We start from the raw sequence: 5227 nt of genomic DNA on the forward strand, positions 1-5227 counted from the left end.
GCGGGAAGCTGCTGGGCAGCGGTTTGGCGCTGACCTGGCCGAGGGTGCCGAGGGCATTGCGCACGAAACTGGGCAGCGCTTGCGCCAGGGTGTTGGCGGCAATGATCGCGTTGAAACTGGCATTGCCCGGCACACCCGGTGACAGCTGCGCGATCAGCTTGAGCAGGTCGGCTTTCATGTCCGGGGTCAGCGCCGGATTCTGTCCGGTCAGCAGTCTGGCTTCGAGGAAGGCGCCGCTGTTGGCCAGGGCCAGGGCCACGCCTTTGGCGCTGCTCATCTGCTGCACGTCGGGCAGGTTGGCGAGCAGGCGCGTGACGGCAGCGCGCAGATCATGCGAAGTCTGGTCGTCGTCGCTCGGCAGGTTTTGCAAGGCGCTGAGCAAACCATCGAGGGAGCCTTGGCGGCTCTGTTGGCCGAGCAGTTGCTGGCTCACCGCCAATTGCTCCTGACGGCTGCTCAGTGGCACGAACTTGAGGGTTTGCGAATCCTCGACCAATGCCGAGAGCAGGGTGCCGATGCGCAGCGGCGTCGGGCTGTCGATGTCCAGTGTGGCGCCACTTTGCGCGGTGTTGAGCAGGCTCACCAGCGAGCGGTACACCGTTGGCTGTCCCGGCACTTGCGGCAGTGTCTGCGAGGTCAGCACCTTGCCTTGCAGCAGCGTGCCGACCGGCAACTGCGCCGTATCGATGCGGGTAAGGGCGGCGACGCTGCTGGCTATCGCCTGTTGCACGGTGATCGCCAGATTGCCCGCCGACGGCTGAGTGACGGCCAGGTTGGTGCCGGTCGGCAGCGGCAGGTTGCTGCTGGCTTGCACGGTGGTCTGACGGCCGCCGTCGACGGTAACCTTGAGTAGCAGTTGAAAGGTCTGGTCCGCCTGCTTGAGCGACAACACCTCGGCCTGAGCACTTTGCCCGGCGCCAATCAAGCCTTCGACCGGGGTCAGCAGCTTGAGCAACTCACCGCTCATCGCCAGCGGACGCGCGTTCGCCGGGGTTGTGGGCGGGAGCGGGAGGATGTTCATTTCGCCTGTCATACGCGGACACAACCTGAGGAAATTGCACTCTTGAGAGTAAGGCACGGCATGTATAATGCCGCGCGTCTTGCGCTTCGTTCATAAAACATAGCAATTGTTTGATCCAGCTCTCTGGTTCGCACCGTCATTGCATTTATCCTGCATCTCTTTAACGGCCGCGCCAGAGCCGACTTGAACCGTATAAGGCCCGTGATTCCTTGACCAGTCCTGTCCTGCAAACCGTTGCCCTTGCCTGTGAGCGAGACTTGCGGCTGCTCTTCGAAAATCTCGAACTGAGACTGGCCAGCGGCGATATGGTGCAGATCAGCGGCCCCAACGGCAGCGGCAAAACCAGTCTGCTGCGCCTGTTGTCCGGGTTGATGCAGCCGACCAGCGGTCAGGTGCTGCTCAACGGTCAGCCACTGGCCGCCCAGCCAAGCGAGTTGGCGCGCAACCTGCTGTGGATCGGCCACGCCGCCGGGATCAAGGACCTGCTGACCCCCGAAGAAAACCTGTCCTGGCTCTGCGCCCTGCATCGGCCCGCCGAACGCGAGGCGATCTGGCAGGCATTGGCTGCCGTAGGATTGCGCGGTTTCGAAGATGTTCCCTGCCACACCCTGTCCGCCGGTCAGCAACGCCGCGTAGCGCTGGCGCGGCTGTATCTGGACAGCCCGCCGCTGTGGATTCTCGACGAGCCGTTCACCGCGCTCGACAAACAGGGCGTGGCGCAACTCGAAGAACACCTGGCCGGGCACTGCGAGCGCGGCGGTCTGGTGGTGTTGACCACGCACCACACGCTGAGCCGCATGCCGGCCGGTTATCGCGATATCGATCTGGGGAACTGGGCAGTATGAGTGTGTTCGGCCTGCTGGTTGCCCGAGAGTCCCGCCTGCTGTTTCGCCGTCCGGCGGAGCTGGCCAATCCGCTGATTTTCTTTGCCATCGTCATCGCGTTGTTCCCGCTGGCCGTCGGCCCGGAAACTCAAGTCTTGCAAAACCTGTCCCCCGGGTTAGTCTGGGTGGCCGCGCTGTTGTCGGTCCTGCTCTCGCTGGACGGATTGTTTCGCAGTGATTTCGAAGATGGCTCCCTGGAACAGTGGGTCCTTTCGCCGCACCCGCTGCCACTTCTGGTGCTGGCCAAGGTGCTGGCACACTGGCTGTTCTCGGGGCTGGCGCTGGTCTTGCTCTCGCCTCTGTTGGCGCTGATGCTCGGTTTGCCGGTCGCCTGCCTGCCGGTATTGCTGTTGTCGTTGCTGCTGGGGACACCGGTGCTGAGTTTGCTCGGCGCAGTGGGCGCGGCGCTGACGGTTGGTTTGAAACGCGGCGGCCTGTTGCTCGCGCTGCTGATTCTGCCGTTGTACATCCCGGTGTTGATCCTGGGCAGTGGCGCCTTGCAGGCCGCCTTGCAAGGCATGCCGGCGACCGGGTATCTGTTGTGGCTGGGCAGCCTGACCGCCCTGGCGATCACCCTGACACCTTTTGCAATAGCTGCTGGCCTGAAGATCAGCGTCGGCGAATAATGAGGTCTGGTTAAAATTTAACCAGCAAAGACCCTGAGACTGCTCACACCGATGAGCGGCACCCGTGATGGAAACAGTATGAACTGGACCTGGTTTCACAAGCTCGGCTCGCCCAAGTGGTTCTACGGCATCAGCAGCAGGTTTCTGCCGTGGCTGAGCATCGCAGCGTTGCTGCTGATCAGCGTTGGCGTGGTCTGGGGCCTGGCCTTCGCGCCGCCGGATTATCAGCAGGGCAACAGCTTTCGCATCATCTACATTCATGTGCCGGCGGCGATGCTTGCGCAGTCGATCTATGTGATGCTGGCGGTGTGCGGCGTGGTCGGGCTGGTGTGGAAAATGAAACTGGCCGACGTCGCCCTGCAATGCGCGGCACCGATCGGTGCGTGGATGACCGCCGTGGCGCTGGTCACCGGGGCGATCTGGGGCAAGCCGACCTGGGGCTCGTGGTGGGTCTGGGATGCGCGGCTGACGTCGATGCTGATTCTGCTGTTTCTGTACTTCGGGGTGATTGCGCTGGGCAACGCCATCAGCAACCGCGACAGCGCCGCCAAGGCCTGCGCCGTGCTGGCGATCGTCGGGGTGATCAACATCCCGATCATCAAGTACTCGGTGGAGTGGTGGAACACCCTGCACCAGGGCGCGACCTTCACCCTCACCGAAAAACCGGCGATGCCTGCCGAAATGTGGCTGCCGTTGTTGCTGACAGTGCTGGGGTTCTACTGTTTCTTCGGCGCCGTGCTGTTGCTGCGCATGCGCCTTGAAGTGCTCAAGCGCGAAGCCCGCGCCAGTTGGGTCAAGGAAGAAGTGCAGAACAGTCTGGAGGCCGCGCGATGAGTTTCGCTTCATTCGGCGACTTCCTCGCCATGGGCCACCACGGCCTGTATGTGTGGTCGGCCTACGGCATCTGTCTGGCGGTGCTGATCCTCAACGTGGTCGCACCGATCGCGGCCCGCAAGCGCTATCTGCAACAAGAGGCGCGTCGTCTGCGCCGGGAGAACGGCAAGTGAATCCGCTGCGCAAAAAACGTCTGACCCTCATTCTGGCGATTCTGGTCGGAGTCGGCGCTGCCGTCGGCCTGGCCCTCAGCGCCCTGCAGGAAAACATCAACCTGTTTTACACACCGACCCAGATTGCCAACGGCGAAGCGCCGCACGACACGCGCATCCGCGCCGGCGGCATGGTCGAGAAAGGCTCGCTGCAGCGCTCGCCGGATTCGCTGGACGTCAAATTCGTCGTCACCGACTTCAATAAAGCCGTGACCATCACCTACCGCGGCATCCTCCCGGATCTGTTCCGCGAAGGGCAGGGCATCGTCGCCCTGGGCAAACTCAACGCCGACGGCGTGGTGGTGGCCGATGAAGTGCTGGCCAAGCACGACGAGAAGTACATGCCGCCGGAAGTGACCAAAGCGCTGAAAGACAGTGGTCAATCGGCACCCACCCAAGCGAAGGAGGGTTGATCGATGACGTCTGCACTGTTTGTTCCCGAACTCGGCCATCTGGCGATGATTCTGGCGCTGTGTTTTGCGCTGGTGCAGGCCGTGGTGCCGTTGCTCGGCGCCTGGCGCGGCGACCGTCTGTGGATGGGTCTGGCCCAACCGGCGGCGTGGGGGCAGTTTGCGTTCCTGCTGTTTGCCTTTGGTTGTCTGACCTACGCGTTCATGACCGACGACTTCTCGGTCGGCTACGTGGCGATGAACTCCAACAGCGCCTTGCCGTGGTACTACAAGTTCAGCGCGGTGTGGGGTGCCCACGAAGGGTCGTTGCTGCTGTGGGCGTTGATCCTGGGTGGCTGGACCTTTGCGGTGTCGGTGTTCTCCCGGCAGTTGCCGCAAGTCATGCTCGCCCGCGTGCTGGCGGTGATGGGCATGATCAGCACCGGTTTCCTGTTGTTCCTGATCCTCACCTCCAACCCGTTCTCGCGGATCCTCCCGCAGATTCCGGCGGACGGGCGTGACCTCAATCCGTTGCTGCAAGACATCGGCCTGATCGTCCATCCGCCGATGCTCTATATGGGTTACGTCGGGTTCTCGGTGGCCTTTGCCTTCGCCATCGCCGCTTTGCTGGGTGGTCGTCTCGACGCCGCGTGGGCACGCTGGTCGCGCCCTTGGACGATTGTCGCCTGGGCCTTCCTCGGCATCGGCATCACCCTTGGTTCGTGGTGGGCTTACTACGAACTTGGCTGGGGCGGCTGGTGGTTCTGGGATCCGGTGGAAAACGCTTCGTTCATGCCATGGCTGGTCGGTACGGCGTTGATTCACTCGCTGGCCGTCACGGAAAAACGTGGAGTGTTCAAGAGCTGGACGGTGTTGCTGGCGATTGCCGCATTTTCGTTGAGCCTGCTCGGTACATTCCTCGTGCGTTCCGGCGTGCTGACCTCGGTGCACGCGTTTGCCTCGGACCCTGAGCGCGGCGTGTTCATTTTGATCTTCCTGCTGTTCGTGGTCGGTGGTTCGCTGACGCTGTTTGCCTTGCGCGCGCCAGTGGTCAAGAGCCAGGTCGGCTTCAACCTGTGGTCGCGGGAAACCCTGCTGCTGGGCAACAACCTGGTGCTGGTGGTGGCCGCGTCGATGATTCTGCTCGGCACGCTGTATCCGCTGATTCTCGATGCGATCAGCGGCGCCAAGCTGTCGGTCGGCCCGCCGTATTTCAACGCGCTGTTCATCCCGTTAATGGCGTTGCTGATGCTGGTGATGG

6 protein-coding genes and 1 pseudogene are annotated in these 5227 nt (G+C 62.6%); 6 read left to right on the forward strand and 1 reads right to left on the reverse strand.

Features of this window, described 5'->3' with window-relative positions:
- A pseudogene (locus tag DBR18_RS13405) lies at window positions 1-1033 on the reverse strand (flagellar hook-length control protein FliK); the annotation flags it as partial.
- A gap of 197 nt (window positions 1034-1230) precedes the next feature.
- Here DBR18_RS13405 and ccmA point away from each other — a divergent pair.
- The 6 genes from ccmA to DBR18_RS13435 form a co-directional block, all read left to right on the forward strand.
- On the forward strand, window positions 1231-1866 hold the full coding sequence (gene ccmA, locus DBR18_RS13410; RefSeq protein WP_108590665.1) for a cytochrome c biogenesis heme-transporting ATPase CcmA: 636 nt from the start codon (window positions 1231-1233) through the stop codon (window positions 1864-1866).
- Window positions 1863-2531, forward strand: a complete 669-nt coding sequence (gene ccmB / locus DBR18_RS13415; protein WP_003222942.1) for a heme exporter protein CcmB — start codon at window positions 1863-1865, stop codon at window positions 2529-2531. Before ccmA ends, ccmB begins: the two co-directional genes overlap by 4 nt.
- Window positions 2532-2609: 78 nt before the next feature.
- Window positions 2610-3365 carry a heme ABC transporter permease gene (locus DBR18_RS13420; protein WP_003222943.1) on the forward strand — a complete coding sequence of 252 codons (756 nt, stop codon included), beginning with the start codon at window positions 2610-2612 and terminating at the stop codon, window positions 3363-3365.
- On the forward strand, window positions 3362-3538 hold the full coding sequence (ccmD, locus tag DBR18_RS13425; protein ID WP_003222944.1) for a heme exporter protein CcmD: 177 nt from the start codon (window positions 3362-3364) through the stop codon (window positions 3536-3538). Before DBR18_RS13420 ends, ccmD begins: the two co-directional genes overlap by 4 nt.
- On the forward strand, window positions 3535-3990 hold the full coding sequence (gene ccmE / locus DBR18_RS13430) for a cytochrome c maturation protein CcmE (RefSeq protein ID WP_007961672.1): 456 nt from the start codon (window positions 3535-3537) through the stop codon (window positions 3988-3990). The genes ccmD and ccmE overlap by 4 nt, the downstream gene beginning before the upstream one ends.
- Window positions 3991-3993: 3 nt before the next feature.
- Window positions 3994-5227: heme lyase CcmF/NrfE family subunit (locus DBR18_RS13435; RefSeq protein WP_256588699.1), on the forward strand; the 1234-nt coding region annotated here is incomplete at its 3' end.

Origin of the sequence: Pseudomonas sp. HMWF021 (assembly GCF_003061005.1) — a bacterium.
In the GTDB taxonomy this organism is placed as follows: domain Bacteria; phylum Pseudomonadota; class Gammaproteobacteria; order Pseudomonadales; family Pseudomonadaceae; genus Aquipseudomonas.

Excerpts from the sequence above, each read along its gene's own strand:
- ccmB (WP_003222942.1), top strand. The coding sequence starts at position 1,863 with ATGAGTGTGTTCGGCCTGCTGGTTGCCCGAGAGTCCCGCCTGCTGTTT.
- DBR18_RS13420 (WP_003222943.1), top strand. The coding sequence starts at position 2,610 with ATGAACTGGACCTGGTTTCACAAGCTCGGCTCGCCCAAGTGGTTCTAC.
- ccmD (WP_003222944.1), top strand. The coding sequence starts at position 3,362 with ATGAGTTTCGCTTCATTCGGCGACTTCCTCGCCATGGGCCACCACGGC.